17 protein-coding genes are annotated in these 18,752 nt (G+C 52.1%); 11 read left to right on the forward strand and 6 right to left on the reverse strand.

Annotated features, from left to right (window positions below; all coding sequences use genetic code 11):
* Nucleotides 1-222: 222 nt before the first annotated feature.
* Nucleotides 223-1,125, reverse strand: a complete 903-nt coding sequence (locus JFY74_16395) for a LysR family transcriptional regulator (GenBank protein QQG27638.1) — start codon at nucleotides 1,123-1,125, stop codon at nucleotides 223-225.
* A 277-nt stretch (nucleotides 1,126-1,402) separates the two neighbouring features.
* Between JFY74_16395 and JFY74_16400 the strand changes: the two genes are divergently transcribed.
* From JFY74_16400 to JFY74_16425, 6 genes are all read left to right on the forward strand, one after another.
* Nucleotides 1,403-2,368, forward strand: coding sequence for an alpha/beta hydrolase (locus JFY74_16400; protein ID QQG27639.1), 966 nt, complete (start codon nucleotides 1,403-1,405; stop codon nucleotides 2,366-2,368).
* 521 nt (nucleotides 2,369-2,889) lie between these two features.
* On the forward strand, nucleotides 2,890-3,588 hold the full coding sequence (locus JFY74_16405; GenBank protein QQG27640.1) for a 4Fe-4S dicluster domain-containing protein: 699 nt from the start codon (nucleotides 2,890-2,892) through the stop codon (nucleotides 3,586-3,588).
* On the forward strand, nucleotides 3,581-4,543 hold the full coding sequence (nrfD, locus tag JFY74_16410; protein QQG27641.1) for a cytochrome c nitrite reductase subunit NrfD: 963 nt from the start codon (nucleotides 3,581-3,583) through the stop codon (nucleotides 4,541-4,543). The genes JFY74_16405 and nrfD overlap by 8 nt, the downstream gene beginning before the upstream one ends.
* The gene (locus JFY74_16415) at nucleotides 4,544-5,920 is read left to right on the forward strand and encodes an MFS transporter (GenBank protein ID QQG27642.1); all 1,377 of its coding nucleotides are present in this window, start codon (nucleotides 4,544-4,546) and stop codon (nucleotides 5,918-5,920) included.
* Between the two features lie 65 nt (nucleotides 5,921-5,985).
* A complete protein-coding gene (locus JFY74_16420) occupies nucleotides 5,986-6,333 on the forward strand; it encodes an FMN-binding protein (protein ID QQG27643.1) in 348 nt (115 codons plus the stop codon).
* Between the two features lie 67 nt (nucleotides 6,334-6,400).
* Nucleotides 6,401-7,930, forward strand: coding sequence for an FAD-dependent oxidoreductase (locus tag JFY74_16425; GenBank protein ID QQG27644.1), 1,530 nt, complete (start codon nucleotides 6,401-6,403; stop codon nucleotides 7,928-7,930).
* Between the two features lie 52 nt (nucleotides 7,931-7,982).
* Here JFY74_16425 and alkB read toward each other — a convergent pair whose 3' ends face one another.
* A complete protein-coding gene (gene alkB, locus JFY74_16430; protein ID QQG27645.1) occupies nucleotides 7,983-8,639 on the reverse strand; it encodes a DNA oxidative demethylase AlkB in 657 nt (218 codons plus the stop codon).
* Nucleotides 8,640-8,774: 135 nt separating this feature from the next.
* Entirely contained in the window at nucleotides 8,775-9,230 is a 456-nt protein-coding gene (locus tag JFY74_16435; protein QQG27646.1) for an Lrp/AsnC family transcriptional regulator, read from the reverse strand.
* Nucleotides 9,231-9,437: 207 nt separating this feature from the next.
* Between JFY74_16435 and JFY74_16440 the strand changes: the two genes are divergently transcribed.
* The gene (locus tag JFY74_16440; GenBank protein QQG30571.1) at nucleotides 9,438-10,292 is read left to right on the forward strand and encodes an EamA family transporter; all 855 of its coding nucleotides are present in this window, start codon (nucleotides 9,438-9,440) and stop codon (nucleotides 10,290-10,292) included.
* 190 nt (nucleotides 10,293-10,482) lie between these two features.
* On the opposite strand, the gene JFY74_16445 is transcribed toward JFY74_16440, so the two are convergent.
* On the reverse strand, nucleotides 10,483-10,953 hold the full coding sequence (locus JFY74_16445) for a multidrug/biocide efflux PACE transporter (GenBank protein QQG27647.1): 471 nt from the start codon (nucleotides 10,951-10,953) through the stop codon (nucleotides 10,483-10,485).
* Nucleotides 10,954-11,132: 179 nt separating this feature from the next.
* On the opposite strand from JFY74_16445, the gene JFY74_16450 reads away from it, so the two are divergent.
* On the forward strand, nucleotides 11,133-12,011 hold the full coding sequence (locus tag JFY74_16450) for a LysR family transcriptional regulator (GenBank protein ID QQG27648.1): 879 nt from the start codon (nucleotides 11,133-11,135) through the stop codon (nucleotides 12,009-12,011).
* Between the two features lie 5 nt (nucleotides 12,012-12,016).
* Here the strand turns inward: JFY74_16450 and JFY74_16455 are convergent, their stop codons facing one another.
* Nucleotides 12,017-12,181 carry a hypothetical protein gene (locus tag JFY74_16455; GenBank protein QQG27649.1) on the reverse strand — a complete coding sequence of 55 codons (165 nt, stop codon included), beginning with the start codon at nucleotides 12,179-12,181 and terminating at the stop codon, nucleotides 12,017-12,019.
* Between the two features lie 319 nt (nucleotides 12,182-12,500).
* Here JFY74_16455 and JFY74_16460 point away from each other — a divergent pair, with 319 nt between their 5' ends.
* Entirely contained in the window at nucleotides 12,501-14,144 is a 1,644-nt protein-coding gene (locus tag JFY74_16460) for a fumarate hydratase (protein ID QQG27650.1), read from the forward strand.
* A 215-nt stretch (nucleotides 14,145-14,359) separates the two neighbouring features.
* Here the strand turns inward: JFY74_16460 and norR are convergent, their stop codons facing one another.
* On the reverse strand, nucleotides 14,360-15,898 hold the full coding sequence (norR, locus tag JFY74_16465) for a nitric oxide reductase transcriptional regulator NorR (GenBank protein QQG27651.1): 1,539 nt from the start codon (nucleotides 15,896-15,898) through the stop codon (nucleotides 14,360-14,362).
* A gap of 165 nt (nucleotides 15,899-16,063) precedes the next feature.
* Here norR and norV point away from each other — a divergent pair, with 165 nt between their 5' ends.
* A complete protein-coding gene (gene norV, locus JFY74_16470) occupies nucleotides 16,064-17,593 on the forward strand; it encodes an anaerobic nitric oxide reductase flavorubredoxin (GenBank protein ID QQG27652.1) in 1,530 nt (509 codons plus the stop codon).
* Nucleotides 17,594-17,603: 10 nt separating this feature from the next.
* The gene (gene norW, locus JFY74_16475; protein ID QQG27653.1) at nucleotides 17,604-18,752 is read left to right on the forward strand and encodes an NADH:flavorubredoxin reductase NorW; all 1,149 of its coding nucleotides are present in this window, start codon (nucleotides 17,604-17,606) and stop codon (nucleotides 18,750-18,752) included.

Consider the following 18,752-nt stretch of genomic DNA (forward strand, 5'->3'; position numbering starts at 1 on the left):
ATTTGAATCGCCTCACATTTATTCACATCTGCAACATTTATCTAAAATTCATGAAGAGCGGGAAGGAGAACAGGAGTGCGTCGGGGAAGCAGAACGTGGGGAGATAAGATAAGAAAAGACGGAGGCCGGACAGCCAGTGCATGAGGATTGTTATGAACGCGTAGCATGTTCCCGTTACGGTACATGCCTTGGATATCCGCGCCTTTTGAACAAGGAAAATGCCTACCGAACGGACTTGCTGTTGTAATCTTGCAGGAAATCCAGAAACAGGCGCACCATGGGAATGTTATTGCTGCGCTTCAGGTAGCTAATAGCAAATGTCCTTTTCAGTTGCTCTTCCAGCGGAATCACCGCGACGTCGTAAGCGGTCAGGCTTTTGGCGACAGACGAACAGAGGAAGACCACGCCGGACAGGTTGATCACCAGATCCATAATGATGTCCATATTGCTGCATTCGCGAAAGTAGCTGGGGTTGATGCCCTGTCGAGTGAAGGATTCCGAAACGGCGGCATGTTCCCCCGTCCCTTTCTGCGGCACGATCAGCTTTTCTTTTACCAGCTGTGGCAAGCTGAGCATCTTACTGTCGGCAAGCGGGTGTGACCTTGCTATCACCGCAACAATGTCATCGATCTGGCAAATGGTGTGATGAAATAACGGATCGTTCAGGTACTCATCAAAAGGCGTCGAGAAAGACAGGTGGATCTCGCCATTGCGCACCCTTTCCAGTAAATCGGTGCTGACGCCGTCAATGAAAGAGATATCGATATTGGGATAGGCCTTCTGAAACAGGTTAAACATGTTGTAGTGAGCCAGACGGTTAAAAATCGGGATCACGCCAACCAGTAACGCGCCATCCGTGCTTTCCTCATAGCTGCTGACGAACTGTTCCAGCTCATAATGCTCTTTAATCATCCCCTGAATTTTGTCAGCAAAGATCTCCCCAAACGGCGTCAGAGAAAACTGCCGGGTGGTTCGGTTAATCAGTTTTCTTTCCGTTTCAAGTTCCAGCCGTGCGATCTCCTGCGACAAAAAAGCCTGAGAGATATTCAGCGCCTTCGCCGCTTTAGTGAAACTCCCGACACGGATGAGTTCCTGATAATAAATCACACGCTTTATGCTAAACATTGTTTTATATTACACATCAACATTCTCGGTTATAATCACCCACAATAACAATTATAGTAATTTGCAAATAATCAAATGTGATTAGATGCACATTTAATTAATGAGAAATAGCGTTAATAGTAGATATAGTCAACTTATTATCAATGAGGAAACAATTCATTAGTTTAAGACAGAGCACTCCATATTAATAAAGATTTATTAATATTATTTTTACAAACTCAACATCGTTCTTCACAAACCTCACTAATTTACATACTTCTAACAAAGGACTGAAAGTATGCACTATCCGAAAACAGCAAAAATAGTATTAGCATCGCTGACGCTGATAGGTTCAACCGCCATCAATGCGTCACAGAACCAACATGAAATCACCGTCAAGCAAGAAACGACGTCAGTGAAGTTAATCTCCGATGTCGTTTACTCTCAGGTATCGGTGCAAGGCTATCCTAACGTCGCATTAAAAATGGATATTCTTCAGCCCGAAGCGAAAAAAGCGCTTCCCGTCGTACTATTCATTACCGGTGGTGGATTCGTTAATGCCAATAAAGATAATTACCTGCAACAGCGCCTTAACCTTGCCGAAGCCGGGTATGTGGTTGCCAGTATGGAATATCGTGTCGCTCCCATCGTGCTTTTCCCTTCTCCGCTGGAAGATGTCAAATCCGCCATTCGCTATCTGCGCGCTAATGCGAAAAAGTTCGGCATTGACGGCCAGCATGCCGCGGTTTTCGGTTCATCGGCGGGAGGGTATCTGGCGGCATTTTCCGGGGTGACCAATGGCTCAAAAGCCTACGATAAAGGTGATAATCTCGATCAAAGCAGCGATGTTCAGGCCGTTATTGATTTCTATGGCTTATCCGACCTGACGCTCGTCGGTGAAGGATTCCCTGATGATGTCGTTCAGAAACACGCCTCGCCTTCCGCGACAGAAGCTATCTGGGTCAACGGCACCGCAGTATTTAATGAAGGCGGCGCGATTACCCGCTATCCCGAAAAAGCGGCTGCGGCCAACCCGATTAACTTTATTAGCGGCACCACGCCGCCGTTCCTGATTATGCACGGCACAAACGATACCTCGGTTTCTCCACGTCAGACTGAGAGACTGCATCAGGCTCTGACGGCGAAAAATATCGAATCGACCTACTACAGCGTTAAAGGCGCAGAGCACGGTGGGCCGCATTGGCTGCAACCGGACATCATGCAAATTACCGTGCGCTTTCTTGATAAGCACCTAAAACCCTGATGCTAGTTTAAAATCTATAGAATAGATTTCTTATTATTTATGTTGCATAAACGTTAGTGTGAAATAAGCACTAACGTTTTTATTTGTTGCGAGAAATCGCTCTAGCCGTTTATAAACTTCCCTGCCGCCGCATAAAAAAACGTGCAATATGATGCACATCAATTATTCACGTTTATCACATAATGAAAAAATAACAACGCACACATCTATAGCGGAAACGCTATTTCTTAAACATACAAAAAGAATAAAGAATTGACATTGTATTTATAACAAATCGGTATTTGTTATATACGGATCTACAAAAAAATAAACGTGACCAAGCGCACACTTGGCTTTTTATTCTCATGCTCCAATAAAACCATAATAACAACGTGGCTTATTTATTATTTCCATCGTAATGATGGACCGCTATTTTCTATTAGCGCCACACTGCGAAATATTAACACGATGACGACATTAATAATGTCTATGACATCTTATGGTATTCGCATGGCTATCACCTCAATGTGAAGATTTATGATATGGAAGAATTATCTCGCCGTCGTTTTATTGCCTATATGGGAAGTGCGATTGCCGTTAGTGGAAATATCGGTCTCGCACAAGCGCAAAATGAGCCAGAAAAAACGCCGGGTAAAGTAGCTATTAAATATGGCTTATTGCATAACGAAATGCGTTGTATTGGATGCAAAGCCTGTATCAAGGCCTGCAAAGAGACGAATAGCGTTCCTGATGACGTAACCCGGCTGGATATACTGCAAACCGTCGACATTCCTGCCGTCGAGAAAACACGCGCCATCAAGCAATTTTTCCGTAAGTCCTGCCAGCACTGTGAGAATCCGCCCTGTGTTGCCGTCTGCCCAACCGGAGCCTCCTTCAAAGACGCGCTCACCGGCATTGTTGATGTGAACGATAAACGCTGCGTGGGCTGCCGCTACTGTATTGCCGCGTGTCCTTACCATGTGCGTTTCATCAATCCCGTCACGAAAACGGCGGACAAATGCAATTTTTGCCGGGAAACCAATCTGGCCGCCGGGAAACAGCCTGCCTGCGTCGAAATCTGCCCCACCAAAGCGTTGGTATTTGGCGATCTCAACGACCCTGAAAGCAACATTGCCAAGATGATCGAGAGCAACGCGACCTACCGCTCCAAGGTTTATCTGGGCACCGAACCCCAACTCTATCGTATTCCTGGGAAACGAGGAGCCATCGACAATGCATAATGCCTTCACGTTCGACACGCTGGTATGGGATTGGCCCATCGCCGTTTATCTTCTTCTGGTTGGCATTTCCGCGGGAATGGTGTCGCTGTCTCTGCTCATCAGGCACTACGTTCCTACCGAATATCACGGCAGTAATCGCGTCATCAAAGCCACGGCTATCGTCGCACCACTCGCCGTGATCCTCGGGCTGGGAATTCTGATTTTACACCTGACCAAACCCTTTACCTTTTGGTATTTGATGGTCTTTTACAACCCGACCTCCATCATGTCGCTTGGTGTGATGCTCTTTCAGGTGTATTTCGTCGTGATGCTGTTATGGCTCATCACGCTTTATCATGATGAGTGGCTGACGCATCTTGAGACCGTCTGGCACCGGCCCGCACTGGCTGCGCGAGCGCGTAAGTTAACGGCGATGATCGTCAAAAAAGCGGCGGTGATTGAAAACTTGCTGCTGGTGCTGGCAGTCCTGCTCGGTTGCTATACCGGCTTTCTACTGTCCGCGCTGAAATCGTTCCCGCTGTTGAATAACCCCGTCCTGCCCGTGCTGTTTCTGGTATCCGGCACCACCTCCGGCATTGCTGTCATGCTGCTGGCCAGCGCATGGGGTCGTGATACGACGGGGAATTCACGCTCCCTGCATTTCATCCACCGCGTGGAGACCCCGGTGGTGTATGCCGAACTGTTCCTGCTGTTCGCATTCTTTATCGGGCTGCTGCTTGGCGGCGGGCAAAAGGTTGTTGCCGCACAAACCGCACTGTCGGGTTTCTGGGGCGGCGTATTCTGGATCGGCATTATCGGCATCGGCATTGTGATTCCCGCCATTGCCAACGGGGTACGTAAGCCCTCTGCCCACTCCGGCAAAGGCCAGTTGATTACGTTAGCTGCCATGAGCCTGTTCGGCGTGTTCCTGCTACGACTGTTCGTGCTTTATGCCGGACAAATGACGGTGGCCTGAATGAACACGTCATGGGTCTTATTCTGGATTGCCTCTGCCACTTTTTTCATGCAATCCCTGGATACCACCATGGTGTATGTCGCCATTCCCGCCATCGCGCAGTCGCTGCACCAGCCGGTGTTGCATATGGAAACGATCGTGATCTCCTACATTGTCACGGTCGTCGCGTTTACGCCGGCCAATAGCTGGCTGGCGGAACGGCTAGGGGAACGGAAAACCTACCAGATCGCGATCGCCATTTTCACGCTCGGCTCGCTGCTGTGCATGACGGCAACCACACTCGGTAGCTTAAGCGTTTTCCGCTTTATTCAAGGCATCGGCGGTGCGCTCATGCTGCCCATCATCAGAACCGTCATCTTGCGCACCACGCCGCAGAAGCTGAAATTACGCTTCCTGAATCGGGTGACCTTATTGGGATTACTCGGTACCCTAATCGGCCCCGTTTTCGGCAATATTCTGGTTAGTTTTCTCTCGTGGCAGGCTATTTTCCTCGTGAATATCCCGCTGGCTTTACTCTGCTTTTTTCTGGCAACTCGATATATTCCTGTTGCTGCCATAAAAGAGACAGCTCGAACGGGTGCCTATGAAGTTGCCTTTCCCATTTTAATGTTATTTCTCGTGGCCTTCATATTAACCACCGCCACGAAAAATATATTGCCAACGTTCGTCATGTTATTCCTGTCTTGCAGCACGCTGGGCTTGGTGTTTATTTACTACCGACAACATCTCATTGCAGAAACCGCATTATTTCCTCGCGCTCTATTTGGCATCAGAACCTTTTCTGTCGGCGTTATTGGCGGCATCGCGACGCGAACGCTACTGGCGTCAACGCCCGTCGTACTTTCATTAATGTTGCAAACGACGCTGGCCTGTAAACCTGCGGAAACCAGCCTGATTCTGCTGCTTTTTTCCAGCGGTGCGCTGCTGTCAAAACTGCTGTTCGAGCCATTGGTCAAGTGTATTGGCTACCGTCGATTATTGATGCTGACAACCAGCGTCACGTCGCTGTGTATCCTCGCCTTGAGTCTTGCCGTGCAAGAGAAATCGATGCTGCTCATCGGCATCATCGCCATGATGTTAGGCGTACTGATTTCGACCTTATATTCAGCAGAAAGCACGCTGGCGTTTAGCAACCTAAATAACAGCACGTACCACAGCGGTAATAATCTGCTAACCATTAGCCAATTACTTTCCGTGATGCTCAGTATGACGCTGACATTTCCGATATTACGTTTTCTTTCTCAGTTTGAAATCCTCTTCAACCTTAACCCTTTCAGCCTGTTGTTTTTATTACTCGGCATTGGCTTACCCCTTTGCTGCCTGATATTCAGGCCCCTCAATAACGACGACGGTTATCACTTTATTTATGGGAGATAACATTATTTATGGGAAATAACGTGGCTATTCACCGTATTCATTCAAAAACTACTGGAACTATTGATATGAAAATCTGCTTAGGAATCCTTCCACTCTGCCTGTTATTCACAATGGGAACCGCGGCCGCACAAGAAGGGAGTTTTAAAGCTGGCACCTATTCTGCCGCTAGGCAGGGTATCGGCGGCGATGTCACCGTTACGCTTGATATCGATGCGCAGGGGAAAGTCCTCAAATCGACGATTGATGCCCCGGAAGAGACACCAGAAGTCGGTGGGGAAGCAGCAATAGAACTCGCAAAAGCCATGACCGAAAAGCAGAGCATCCAGGTTGATGGGGTGTCCGGTGCCACGATGACCAGTGGCGCGGTGCAAGAAGCCGCAGAAGACGCGTACTCGCAGGCTAAGGCGAATTAATCCCGTAGGTTCTCCACACGCAGCACGACTGCATTGTAAGAATACGAATAACATTAAGGAAAACATCATGAAACGCTTCAGAAAAAGTGTACTCGCGACGCTCTGCCTCTCGATGATGAGCTGGTCTACCGCACAGGCGGCGGACGCAGCAAAACCGGAAATCCCGAAAAGCACGGATATCGTTATTATCGGCGCGGGTGCGGCAGGCACGTCGGCCACGATGGCCGCCGCAGAAAAAGGGGCGAAAATCGTCTTATTGGAAAAACAACCGATAGTTGGCGGTACGGGTAACTTTGCCGAAGGCATCTTCGCCGCCAACAGCAGCATGCAGAAACGTCAGGGGATTGTGGTCACGCCGGATATGGCCTTTAAGACCATCATGGAGTACAGCCACTGGATGGCCAATCCCTTCGTGGTGCGAGCCTTCGTCAACCGCTCGGCGGACACGATTGAATGGGTGAAATCGAAAGGCATCAAGTTTGAATACATCGGCCCCGGCGGCCCTGGCGGCATGCTGACCTGGCATGTGATCGACGGCCCCGGCCACGGACGCCACCTGATCAAGACATTCCACGAGCAGTTTAAAACCATGGATGTCACCACACTGGTGAAGACGGCGGGTAAAGATCTGGTCGTGAAAGACGGCAAAGTCACAGGCATCATCGCACAAGATAGCGAAGGCAACACCGTCCAGATAAACGCCAAGGCCGTCATCATCGCGACCGGTGGCTATGCCAACAACAAAGAGATGCTGCAAAAATACGCCGCCTTCCCCGATACCATTATGGTGGGTAACGTCGGTAAAGACGGCGACGGCATTAATATGGCCTGGAAAGCCGGTGCCAAACCGGACGGCTTGGGTCTCCTGCAAGCCTATCGCCCCGGCCTGCCGGACTACGCGCCCAACTCTCACCTGTTGGCTGCCGCGCGTCAGCCTTATCTGTGGGTTGACCAACACGGCCGTCGCTTTACCGATGAATCCAACGTCATCATCTGGCCACATTCCGGCAATGCGCTGTCCAAAGCGGGCGGCATCATGTATTCCATTTTTGACGAAACCTCCCGTAAGCATTACGTCGAAGACGGCATTGATGTGCCGATTGGCGAATGGGTGATCGCCAATACCAAGCTGACTAAATTTGATAGCGAATTTACCAAGGAAAGTCAGAAAAATCGCGGCTTCGTCTTCAAATCTGCCACCATTGACGGGCTGGCGAAAGAGATGGGCGTTGATGCCAGCGTGCTGAAGAATACGCTGGAAGAAAATAACAAATTTGCGACGCAAAAACGGGATGAGGTGTTCAACAAAAACATGGATTACCTGCGTCCGGTAAAAACCGGCCCGTTCTATGCGGTGAGAATGCAGCCCGCCGCGCTGGGTACGCTCGGCGGCGTGAAGATTGACGAGAAAATGCAGGCGATAGATAAATCCGGCGAGGTCATTCCAGGTCTGTACGTCACGGGTAATGATGCTGCTGGCATGTATGGCGACACCTATGACCTGCTGTTAGGCGGCGGTACGTTTGGCTTTGCACTCAACTCGGGCCGTATCGCGGCAGAAAGTGCGCTTGATTATATGAAGTTCAGCAAGAAATAAGCGTCCAACCCAAAACCAGCCTGTATTGATCCATACAGGCTGCTCATTCCTCTTATTCCGCTTTACGAAATGTCAGATTAAAACGGCATTCGTCGGACATCCCTTCCGGCACGCTGCCGCTTTTCAACGGCAGAATGCCGTGGAAATAGAGCCGCGATTCCCCGCCCCAGACCACCACATCGCCATGCGTCAGCGGAACACGCTGTGCTTTATCGCTACGCGCCATGCCGCCAAACAGGAACGTCGCGCTAAGCCCCAGCGAGACAGACACGATCGGCTGACGGAAATCCCGTTCGTTTTTATCCTGATGCAGAGACATGCGCGTGCCGACATCATAGCGGTTGATCAGGCAGACATCCGGTTCAAAATCAGCAAAACCGGCTTCGCTCGCCGCCTGCTTCGCCAGTCGGGAAAAAGCCTCAGGCATGGCAGGCCACGGCTCTCCGCTTAATGGATCCTGCGCGGTGTAGCGATAGCCGCGTTCATCTGTTACCCAGCCAAGCGGCCCGCAGTTGCTCATCGCCACCGACATCACAAAGCCGCCCGGTGTGACCATATTCCGCAACGGCGCACGCGCAGTGACGGCGTTCAGTGCCGCAAGCAACGCCGAGGCATCGTCATAGACGCGACCGCGCAGGATAACTGCGCCCGGTGCCAGCATTTCCGTCCAGCGACGCGGCGCTTCATCGGCAAATAAATCAAAATTCACACTGGCGAATCCTTGGGTGAATACGCAACCTGAAGCCGTGCATCGTTAGTCTCCACAGTGGAGAGGATACCTGAAAGTATCCCCTTATAAATTTATGCCTACCGCGTGCGTCTTGTTGGGTTTTCGCTCATATCACTAGGGTATCAGCGGCGTTCCGCCAATATGTTTCATCACGAGGGTCGTGGAGGTTTCTGCGACACAGGGTATCCCCTGAAGCACGGTAGGGACAAAGTCCGCCAGCGTGTCCATATCCTTTACCCATACCCTCAGCATGTAATCACTCTCTCCAGTCACAAGCATGCATTCGGTTACTTCCTTCATGCCTGATACCGCGCTCACAAACTCGCGATGCGCTTCGGGATTTGGGCGTGACAGTTTAACCGAAATGAGAACGCAAATCCCCAGACCCAGTGCGCCGGGATTCAGCTTTACGGAATACCCCTCAATCACCCCAGCCATTTCCATCTGCCGTATACGTCTTCCACAGGGCGTAGGCGAAAGCCCGATGCGTTCTGCCACCTCTGCCGTCGTCATTCTGCCATTGTTGACCAAGGCCGCAAGGATACGGCGGTCGATAGCGTCTAATTTCATGCTTGGCCGTTTCCTTCAAAAAAAAATCTAATTTGCCGCTTTACGCCAATTTTAATGGTTTCTATGAAGATGTTTGCACACATTCCTCACCCTGTCATTGGTAAAATTTACGCGTCAACGATCCCTATGATGGCGGCAAAAGCGATAGACGTTTTTTTGCATATTTGCCGCTTTATTTCTTTTTTAGCTAAAAATAGCGACACCATAATGAATAAATCTACTCACCTGCCGCTACTGGCGGTTTTTGTTTCGCTTATTTCGATCCAGACTGGCGCGGCTTTTGCTAAAAGCGCCTTTTCCGTGGTGGGGCCACTTGGCATGTCGGCACTAAGAGTGGGTATCGCCATGCTGTTGCTCGCTGTTGTATTTAAGCCTTGGACATTACGGACTGACAAAAAGGGGTGGAGTACCCTCGCCACCTACGGCGTGATGATGGGGGCAATGAACATCCTCATCTATATGTCATTCCAATACATTCCCGTGGGCATTGCCATTTCAATTGAAGTATTGGGGCCACTCACCGTCGCAGTGCTAGCCTCACGCCAAAAATCAGATTTGGCATGGATCGGCTTTGCTCTTCTTGGACTTCTACTACTGCCGCTAGGCAGTCAGAATGGCCCCCTCGATCCACGCGGAATCGCCTACGTCATCGCCGCTGCTTTTTGCTGGGGAATTTATGTCCGGGTTGGTGGCAAGGCGGCAGAATTTGGTAGTCGTGGCGTTGCAGCTGGCACAGTCTTTGCGTCGCTGTTTATCGTACCCATCGGTATTTATCAGGGAGGTTTTGCACTTTTAATTCCCGATATTTTCATGCTCGGTTTTTTAATTGCCATTATGTCGAGTGCACTACCGTTTTTACTGGATATTTATGCGCTGCACCGCTTATCCAGCAACACCTTTGGAATTCTGATGAGCGCATCGCCCGCAGTCAGTGCGTTGTCTGGATTTTTTATATTAGGCGAAAAACTCAGCCTTGCTCAATGTAGCGGCATACTGGCAATTACCGCTGCCTGTATGGGAACAACGCTTTGTGCACAATCGAAGAGGGAGCAAAATAAATGAGTAAAAAACAAAAAACTCATTGTGATGGCAACAGTATATCATACCCGCTGAGCCAGCCAGTTCGAAAAGATCGGCGATTGTCGCCATCAGACAGCGCCATTACCCTATGCTTACCTCATGGTATTTGTGGCGATTGCTTGAGCTACCGGCGAATCAGAGCGTCCAACTGACACACCGGTAAACATCGGGATTAGCGCAGGCGGGAATTGGCCGACACCTGACGAACGTGGCGACGACGATTAACAATGCGTTCCCGCAGCGTATCGTAGGCCCAGTTATACACCACGGTGTACGGCAGGAAGAACAGGAAGAAGCCGATCTCCACCATCAGCGCCTGCCACAGCGTAACGTTCAGCATCCACGCCGCCAGCGGCAGACCAATCAATATAAAGCCGCCTTCAAACCCCAGCGCGTGAGCAATACGAACCGGCAGTCGGCGCTTAACGCGATCTACCGGCCATAGGCGATCAAATATTGAGTTGTAGATCATATTCCAGATCATCGCGACGCTGGAGAGCATAATTGCCAGTGCGCCCATATCGAAGAGCGGCTTATTCAGCAGCCAGGCACCCGCTGGCGCACAGATCGTCAACGCAATGAGCTCAAAGCCCACCGCATGGTACACACGCTCACGTAAGGTTTTACTGGTTTTGTTCTGCATAGCACATTCACTTTATTTATTGCGAGTTACGGGTCAATTTTCGCCATGACCATGGATGGCATCGTATTACGGTCTTATTTTCATCGTATAAGGTGGTAGAGTACAGTTAGATTCCATCGATAAAATCGATACATCTGTCATATTGTCCTGAATTCGAATTATTTAGGGTATAGATAACAATGCGATATTCACCAGAATCCCTGCTGGCTTTTGTTACCACCGTTGATGCGGGTTCGTTTTCCGCCGCCGCACGACGCTTGCATAAAAGCCAGTCCACCATCAGCGCGGCCATCGCTAATCTGGAAGCCGATCTGGGGCTGACGCTGTTTGATCGATCCGGTCACCAGCCTGTTCTCACACTGGCGGGCAGAAAAGTGCTTTCCCATGTACAGGCGATCTTATCCGCCAGCGAAGAGCTGGATGGGCTGGCGATCCGTCTGGCCGACCATATCGAACCCCGTCTGACGTTTGTGCTGTCCGATATCTGGCAAGCCCCCCACTACGAACCCGTGCTTCAACGTTTCGCTCAGCATTTTCCCGATATTGAGTTTGAATGCCTGATTGCGGAAGGTGATGACGTGATCGATCTGCTGCAAATGAACCGTGCGCATGTCGGGCTACTACGCGCCCAGACGGATTACCCGCCCGATATTGCCGCCGCGCGTTTGCAGATTAAGACCGACATGGCCATCTTCGTGTCGGCAGCGCACCCGCTGACAACGGAAAAAACCGTGACGCGCAGCCAGTTGGCGACAGTCCGTCAACTCTATCTCAATACCTATAAACGCAGCGACCGGCTGCAACCGGAAGGGATCGTCTGGTCTGCGCCGTCTTATCTTATGCTGTTGGAAATGGCACAGCAGGGGCATGGCTGGAGCATTCTGCCACGCTGGCTGGTGGCGCAATATGACCAGCGGAAACTGGTGGAGCTGCCTGTCGCGGGCTGGCCGCAGTGGATTGACGTGGACGTTGTCTGGTCCAAACCCCATCCACCCGGCCCGGCAGGGCTGTGGATGATCGATAATCTCCTTGCCCAACAAGAAAGTACGCCACCATAACTCCGTCACTGCATTGGAAAAACCACATCCGTCATCACATCGGCCACCGCTCCGTGGCTTTTGTGATCGGCCTGTTTTTTCATGAAGCGATAAAAAACCAATAACGGTTTCTTTATATCGCCAATGAATAACATTAAAGATGAAATGGTTATTGTTTTTAATTTCACCATTTACTTTACTTAATTAAGCTAATTAAAAGAGAAATATTTTCACGCTAAACCATGCGCATTTTCCTGTGTTGTCTGCACACGGAAACCCGAGCCGCGCGGCGCTTTCGCAAGTCTGTCACAGAGAAAGTAATGCACGACATCATTATTATTGTGATGTACCAAAGTAGTACTTCCCGACAAAAAACCATACTATTATGGTGATTACTACTTTTGTATTCGAGACACCCCTGTAGTGCTGCGGTAATACGCCTTAATAATAAGATGCTGAATCCTATAAGGTGAAAATTTACTAATTGATGCAATTGCAAGTGAGAAAAAAATGTCGAATAAACCCTTCTATTACCAAGATCCTTTTCCACTCAGTAAAGATGATACCGAATATCGCCTGTTGAGCAGTGACTTTGTCTCTGTCGCACAGTTTGAAGGTCAGGACATCCTGAAGATCGAGCCAGCCGCGTTGACACTTCTGGCCCAGCAAGCCTTCCACGATGCTTCTTTCATGCTCCGCCCCGCTCACCAGCAGCAAGTTGCCGATATTCTTCACGACCCGGAAGCCAGCGAAAACGACAAATACGTTGCCCTGCAATTCCTGCGCAACTCAGAAATTTCCGCCAAGGGCATCCTGCCGACCTGTCAGGACACGGGTACAGCGATCATCGTCGGTAAAAAAGGCCAAAACGTCTGGACCGGCGGTAACGACGCCGAAGCGCTGTCCAAGGGCGTGTACAATACGTTCGTTGAAGACAATCTGCGTTATTCGCAAAACGCCGCGCTGGATATGTACAAAGAGGTCAACACTGGCACTAACCTGCCCGCGCAGATTGACCTCTACAGTACCGAAGGCGAAGACTATAAGTTCCTGTTCGTCACCAAAGGCGGCGGTTCAGCCAATAAAACCTACCTGTATCAGGAAACCAAAGCGCTGTTGACGCCGGGTAAACTGAAAAGCTTCCTGATCGAGAAAATGCGCTCGCTGGGTACCGCGGCCTGCCCGCCGTACCATATCGCGTTTGTCATTGGCGGCACCTCGGCAGAAACCACGCTGAAAACCGTTAAGCTGGCGTCGACCAAGTACTACGACGAACTGCCGACCGAGGGCAACGAGCACGGTCAGGCGTTCCGCGATGTCACGCTGGAGCAGGAGATTCTGGAAGCCGCGCGCGATCTGGGTCTGGGCGCACAGTTTGGCGGGAAATACTTTGCACACGACGTGCGGATTATCCGCCTGCCGCGCCACGGTGCCTCTTGCCCCGTCGGTATGGGCGTGTCCTGTTCCGCTGACCGTAACATCAAAGGCAAGATCAACCGCAAAGGCGTCTGGCTGGAACAGTTAGAGCAGAATCCGGGCAAATATATCCCTGAGCACCTGCGCGAAACGGGCGAAGGCGATGCGGTTAAAATCGACCTGAACCGTCCGATGGCCGAGATCCTGAAAACGCTGTCGCAGTATCCGGTATCCACCCGTCTTTCTCTGACCGGCACCATCATCGTGGGCCGTGACATTGCTCACGCCAAGCTGAAGGAACGTCTGGATAACGGCGAAGGCCTGCCGCAGTACATCAAAGATCACCCGATTTACTACGCAGGCCCGGCGAAAACGCCAGAAGGCTACCCGTCCGGCTCGTTAGGCCCGACCACCGCTGGCCGCATGGATTCCTACGTCGATTTACTGCAAGCCAACGGCGGCAGCATGATCATGCTGGCGAAAGGCAACCGCAGTCAGCAGGTCACCGACGCGTGCCATAAACACGGCGGCTTCTACCTCGGCAGCATTGGCGGCCCAGCAGCGATTCTGGCGCAGAACAGCATCAAGAGCCTGACCTGCGTGGAATACCCTGAACTGGGTATGGAAGCTATCTGGAAAATCGAAGTCGAAGATTTCCCTGCCTTTATTCTGGTCGATGATAAAGGCAACGATTTCTTCCAGGTGATTCAGAGCGCCAAGTGCGTGAAATGCGGTTAACTAAGTCCTACGGCGGTTAGAGATTAACCGCCAACGCTCACCGAGCGAGAGTAACGGATAGATCGTAAAGTCGCTGTAAACACATCCCTGTGCGCTCGGCTTGCGCCATCCCTGGCGCAAACGCTTTACTCTTCTATTCCGTTACTCCCGTTTTCGTTCGGTAAATAGGTTTGTCTACGACCTACAACGCCCTGACCGTTCGTCTGGGCGTTTTTTTATTTAATGCCTAACCGCTTCGCCAGACGGTGCAGGTTGCCGCTGTCCATTTCCAGTTCTCTGGCGCAGGATGACCAGTTGCCCTCATGGCGCGTCAGCGTTTGTTGGATGACCCGACGCTGATAGTCGTCCGTTGCTTCTCGCAGCCCGCCGCTGATGAAAGACGCTGGCTCTATCTCGATAGCATTCGACGATCCCGTGGCGGAATGAGCAGGTTGAGCGGGAAGTTCAAGATTGAAATGCTCACGCCCCAACAGCACCTCGCCCGACTCCTGCCCTGCTCTCGCCAGCACAGTGGCACGATAAATGGCGTGTTCCAGCTCGCGCACATTTCCCGGCCAGTCATATTGTTCCAGTAGCGCCCCCGCGTCGGCCGTCAACGCCAGACGCGCCAGCCCCAGCTGCACGCGACTGCGTTCACAGAAGAACCCCGCTAACAGCGCCACATCCTGACGACGCTCGCGCAGCGGCGGTACGGAAAGCGGGAACACGCTCAGACGGTGGAACAAGTCGGCACGGAAAGCGCCATCCAGCACCGCCTGCCGCAGATCGCGGTTGGTTGCCGCCAGCACGCGCACGTTCACTTTAAGGCTGCTGTCATCACCCACGCGCTGGAGATCGCCATACTGCAATACGCGCAGCAGCTTCGCCTGTAGTGTCAGAGACAGTTCGCCAATCTCATCCAGAAACAGCGTGCCGTTATCCGCCATCTCAAACTTGCCGGTTCGATGATGGATCGCTCCGGTAAACGCGCCCTTAACATGACCAAACAGCTCACTCTCCGCTACCGACTCCGGCAGCGCGGCGCAGTTCAGGTACACCAGAGGATGACTTGCCCGGCTGGAACCGCGATGAATCGCCCGCGCCACCAGCTCTTTACCGACGCCGGTTTCTCCCATGATCAGCACGTTCAGGTCGGAACCCGCGACGATATCAACCTCTTTCTTTAGCCGCTGCATCGGTTCTGACAGCCCAACCATTTCATCCACGCTTTCCGCCGCCGGACTTTCGGCCCGCACCGGCGCGGGCAACTGCCGCTCAAGACGTTCCATCAGCAGCGCGTTACTCAGCGCCGCCGCCGCCATCGCCCCCACCAGCCGCAGTTCTTCATCGCTAAAATGGTCGAACTGACACGGATCCATACCGTCCACGGTCAGCGCGCCGATCAGGTTCTGATTGGCAAACAGCGGCAAGCCAACGCAGGCATGTACCTTAAGATCCTCCTGACTGGGGATCAGACCGTCATACGGATCGGGAAGCTGGCTGTCCGCCGGAAAGCGCACCACGTCACCCGCGCGGGCAATCGCCTCCAAACGGGGATGATCGGACAGACGAAAGCGTCGCCCCAGCACGTCCGGCGCCAGACCGTCGATCGCCAAGGGACGGAACAGCTGATTCTCGTAACGCAGCAGCGCCGAGGCATCGCAGCGCAGCAGCTGGCGCAGGCTGTTGATTAAGCGCTGGAAACGGTCCTGATTTGATAGCCCCATTTGCAGCTCGATAGCAATACGGGCAAGGGCGTTAATAGAGAGCGTCATGGTGTGTCCTAATGACAGATACTGTGTCATTAAGACAATAGAGAGACAATGTCATTTTGACAATGATTATTTATTAAAACCATACAAATCAACAAATTAAAAACTGGCACACTTCCTGCAATCTCTACAGCATATCCCCGACTATGACTACTGAGGTTTCAGAACATGACAATTCACGTTAAGAACAATATCCACTGGGTTGGACAACGCGACTGGGAAGTCCGTGACTTTCACGGCACCGAATACAAAACGCTGCAAGGCAGCAGCTACAACAGCTACCTGATCCGCGAAGAGAAAACCGTGCTGATCGATACCGTCGATCACAAATTCAGCCGTGAGTTTGTACAAAACCTGATGGCGGAAGTGGATCTGAACACGATTGACTACATCGTGATCAACCACGCCGAAGAGGATCACGCCGGGGCGCTGAGCGAGCTGATGGCGCGTATTCCCAACACGCCGATTTACTGTACCTACAACGCGATCGATTCCATTACCGGTCACCATCACCACCCCGAGTGGAATTTCCACACGGTCAAAACCGGCGACACGCTGGATATCGGTAACGGCAAACAGCTGATCTTTATTGAAACACCGATGTTGCACTGGCCAGACAGTATGATGACCTACATGACCGAAGATGCCGTACTGTTCAGTAACGATGCGTTCGGTCAGCACTACTGCGATGAGCACCTGTTCAATGACGAGGTGGATCAAACCGAACTGTTCGAACAGTGCCAGCGCTATTTCGCCAATATTCTGACGCCGTTCAGCCGCTTAGTCACCGCCAAGATCCACGAAGTGCTGGGCTTTAACCTGCCGCTGTCGATGGTTGCGACCTCACACGGCGTGGTATGGCGTGACGATCCTGCTCAGATCATCCACCTGTATCTGAAGTGGGCGGACAGCTATCAGGAAGATCGTATCACGCTGTTTTACGACACCATGTCCAATAACACCCGCATGATGGCCGACGCCATTGCGCAAGGCATCAACGATGTCGACCCCGGCGTCGCGGTGAAAATCTATAACGTCGCCCGTCACGACAAGAACGAAATTCTGACGCAGGTCTTCCGCTCGAAAGGCGTGTTAGTCGGTTCATCCACCATGAATAACGTGATGATGCCGAAGGTCGCCGCCATGCTGGAAGAGATCACCGGCCTGCGTTTCCAAAACAAGAAAGCCTCGGCGTTCGGTAGCTACGGCTGGAACGGCGGTGCAGTAGACCGCGTTCAAACCCGTCTGATGGATGCCGGTTTTGAAACGACGCTGGCGCTGAAAACCAAATGGCGTCCTGACGGTTCCGCGCTGGAAATTTGTCGCAATCACGGCCGTGAAATCGCTCGTCAGTGGGCATTACATCCGCTGGATGATACGCCAGCCCGTCGCGTCATCTCGCCCGTAAAGCAGACCGCTGCGGCACCGCAAACCACCACCGCCCCGCAGAATGTGAGCGCCCCAGCCGAGAGCGCCTGCGGATGCAATGAAGTCGCTGCGGCACAGTCAACCGCACAGCCAGCGGTACAGTCAGAAAACGGTTGTATGGTGTGCAGCGTCTGCCAGTGGATCTACGATCCGGCGCTCGGCGAACCGATGCAGGATGTCACCCCTGGCACCATGTGGTCGGACGTACCAGACAGCTTCCTCTGCCCGGAATGTGGGCTGGGTAAAGACGTTTTCAATCCGATTCGCTAGGGAGAGGATGATGAAAGATATCGTGATTATTGGCGCGGGCTTTGCCGCCCGCCAGCTCATCCGACAGTTGCGCAAGCAGGATGCGCACTGCCCTATCCGCCTGATTACCGCCGACAGTGGCGATGAGTACAACAAGCCGGATTTAAGCCATGTGATGAGCCTGCAACAGCACGCCGACGATCTGACCAAACTGTCGGCAGCCGCGTTTGCCGAAGAAAACCGTATCACGCTGCTGGCCAATACGCGTGTCACCGCCATCGACCGCCATGCACAACAGGTCGTCTGCGGCACGGCTCGTTACGATTACCACAAACTGGTGTTCGCAACTGGGGCCAGCGCCATCGTGCCGCAGATTTCGGGACGCGAACATATGCTGACGCTCAATAGTCAGCAAGAATACCGCACCCATGAAGGCCGACTCTGGCAGGCCGAACGTGTGCTGGTGCTCGGTGCCGGACTTATCGGAACCGAGCTGGCAATGGATTTGGGACGCGCTGGAAAACAGGTCACGCTGGTGGACTGCGCTAACAGCATTCTGCCCGCGTTGATGCCGCCCGAAATCAGCGCGCGCCTGCAATTCACGCTAACGCAGCAGGGCGTTTCGCTGCAACTAAACACGACCCTGCAACAGTTGGAGAAAACCGAAACCGGCGTACAGGCTACATTTACCGATGGCCGCGCTGTCGAAGTGGACGAAATACTCTCCGCTATCGGTTTGCAGGCCAACACACAATTGGCGAAAGCGGCGGGGTTAACGGTACAGAAAGGCATTCAGACCAATGTGCAGTTACAGACCACCGATCCACAGATTTATGCGCTGGGCGACTGCGCAGAGATTAGCGGTAAGCTCCTGCCCTTCCTGCAACCGATTCAGCTCAGCGCGATTACGCTGGCGAAAAACCTGCTGGGTGCCAGCGAGACGCTAACGCTGCCGCCGATGCTGGTTAAAATCAAGACGCCACTGTTTCCGTTACAGATGGCAGGCGATACCACTGGCAGTGACTTACACTGGCAGCAGGAATGGAACGAACAGGGGATGGTGGCTAAAGCGCTGGATGGTCAGCAAATACTGCGCGCCTTTGTGGTCGGTGGCGAGCGGATGAAAGAGGCATTTCCGCTGCTGCGGCAGCTTTCCACCGTGAGTTCAATCACGGCCTGA

Origin of the sequence: Pectobacterium carotovorum, from assembly GCA_016415585.1 — a bacterium.
GTDB lineage: Bacteria > Pseudomonadota > Gammaproteobacteria > Enterobacterales > Enterobacteriaceae > Pectobacterium > Pectobacterium carotovorum_K.

Bases quoted from the DNA above. Each gene is read 5' to 3' on its own strand.
- JFY74_16395 (QQG27638.1), bottom strand. From the start codon at position 1,125: ATGTTTAGCATAAAGCGTGTGATTTATTATCAGGAACTCATCCGTGTC.
- JFY74_16400 (QQG27639.1), top strand. From the start codon at position 1,403: ATGCACTATCCGAAAACAGCAAAAATAGTATTAGCATCGCTGACGCTG.
- JFY74_16405 (QQG27640.1), top strand. From the start codon at position 2,890: ATGGAAGAATTATCTCGCCGTCGTTTTATTGCCTATATGGGAAGTGCG.
- nrfD (QQG27641.1), top strand. From the start codon at position 3,581: ATGCATAATGCCTTCACGTTCGACACGCTGGTATGGGATTGGCCCATC.
- JFY74_16415 (QQG27642.1), top strand. From the start codon at position 4,544: ATGAACACGTCATGGGTCTTATTCTGGATTGCCTCTGCCACTTTTTTC.
- JFY74_16420 (QQG27643.1), top strand. From the start codon at position 5,986: ATGAAAATCTGCTTAGGAATCCTTCCACTCTGCCTGTTATTCACAATG.
- JFY74_16425 (QQG27644.1), top strand. From the start codon at position 6,401: ATGAAACGCTTCAGAAAAAGTGTACTCGCGACGCTCTGCCTCTCGATG.
- JFY74_16435 (QQG27646.1), bottom strand. From the start codon at position 9,230: ATGAAATTAGACGCTATCGACCGCCGTATCCTTGCGGCCTTGGTCAAC.
- JFY74_16440 (QQG30571.1), top strand. From the start codon at position 9,438: ATGAATAAATCTACTCACCTGCCGCTACTGGCGGTTTTTGTTTCGCTT.
- JFY74_16445 (QQG27647.1), bottom strand. From the start codon at position 10,953: ATGCAGAACAAAACCAGTAAAACCTTACGTGAGCGTGTGTACCATGCG.
- JFY74_16450 (QQG27648.1), top strand. From the start codon at position 11,133: ATGCGATATTCACCAGAATCCCTGCTGGCTTTTGTTACCACCGTTGAT.
- JFY74_16455 (QQG27649.1), bottom strand. From the start codon at position 12,181: ATGGTGAAATTAAAAACAATAACCATTTCATCTTTAATGTTATTCATT.
- JFY74_16460 (QQG27650.1), top strand. From the start codon at position 12,501: ATGTCGAATAAACCCTTCTATTACCAAGATCCTTTTCCACTCAGTAAA.
- norR (QQG27651.1), bottom strand. From the start codon at position 15,898: ATGACGCTCTCTATTAACGCCCTTGCCCGTATTGCTATCGAGCTGCAA.
- norV (QQG27652.1), top strand. From the start codon at position 16,064: ATGACAATTCACGTTAAGAACAATATCCACTGGGTTGGACAACGCGAC.
- norW (QQG27653.1), top strand. From the start codon at position 17,604: ATGAAAGATATCGTGATTATTGGCGCGGGCTTTGCCGCCCGCCAGCTC.